Annotated in this window: 1 rRNA gene (only partly in view); it reads right to left on the reverse strand. The window is 52.8% G+C overall.

Annotated elements, in window-relative coordinates:
* Positions 1-1246 (reverse strand): 23S ribosomal RNA (locus ACI2JO_RS19950) (it extends 1645 nt beyond the left edge of the window).
* Positions 1247-1276: the final 30 nt, after the last annotated feature.

A 1276-nucleotide genomic window follows, 5' to 3' on the forward strand; every position in this document is an offset into this window, starting at 1 on the left:
TTCGCAGGCTTACGGAACGCTCCGCTACCGCGTATCCTCAGATCAAGTCTGGGACACACCCTAAGCTTCGGTGCACGTCTTGAGCCCCGTTACATCTTCGCCGCAGGAACCCTTAGCTAGACCAGTGAGCTGTTACGCTTTCTTTAAAGGATGGCTGCTTCTAAGCCAACCTCCTGGTTGTTTTGGGATTCCCACATGCTTTCCCACTTAGACGTGACTTGGGGACCTTAGCTGTAGGTCAGGGCTGTTTCCCTTTTGACGACGGACCTTAGCACCCGCCGTCTGTCTCCCGGATATCACTCCTAGGTATTCGGAGTTTGGTTAGAGTTGGTAGATCTCGCGACCCCCGCATCCATCCAGTGCTCTACCCCCTAGGGTGTCCATCCGAGGCACTACCTCAATAGTTTTCGCGGAGAACCAGCTATTTCCCGGCTTGATTGGCCTTTCACCCCTAAGCACAACTCATCCGGTAACTTTTCAACGTTAATCGGTTCGGACCTCCAGTGTGTGTTACCACACCTTCATCCTGGTCATGCATAGATCGCCGGGTTTCGGGTCTAATACTTCAAACTATGTCGCCCTATTCAGACTCGCTTTCGCTGCGCCTACACCTATCGGCTTAAGCTCGCTTGAAACATTAAGTCACAGACCCATTATGCAAGAGGTACGCTGTCAGGCCTCAAGGACCCTCCAACTGCTTGTAGGCAATCCGTTTCAGGTACTGTTTCACTCCCCTCATCGGGGTGCTTTTCACCTTTCCCTCACGGTACTAGTTCGCTATCGGTCGCATACGAGTATTTAGGCTTGGAGGGTGGTCCCCCCATGTTCAGACAGGATTACACGTGTCCCGCCCTACTCGAGTCCATTCACATCAGTTTCGCATACGGGGCTGTCACCCGCTACGGCCGAACTTTCCAGATCGTTCTGCTACTTGAATGAATGGCACTGGCCTGGTCCGCGTTCGCTCGCCACTACTAACGGAATCTCGGTTGATGTCTTTTCCTCCAGGTACTGAGATGTTTCAGTTCCCCGGGTTCGCTTCTCGAAACCTATGTATTCAGTAACGAGATACTCAAAACCCCAATTATCTAGCCGAAGCTAGGTAATCAGGATGAGTGGGTTTCCCCATTCGGAAATCTGCGGGTCAAAGGTTGCTCACACCTCACCGCAGCTTATCGCAGCGTGCCACGTCCTTCATCGCCTGTATGCGCCAAGGCATCCACGAATTGCCCTTACCTCACGCTTGAGAGCCCACACCACCAACAACAGCGCTGGA

The organism is Sphingomonas sp. NPDC079357 (assembly GCF_044901155.1).
Lineage (GTDB): Bacteria > Pseudomonadota > Alphaproteobacteria > Sphingomonadales > Sphingomonadaceae > Sphingomonas.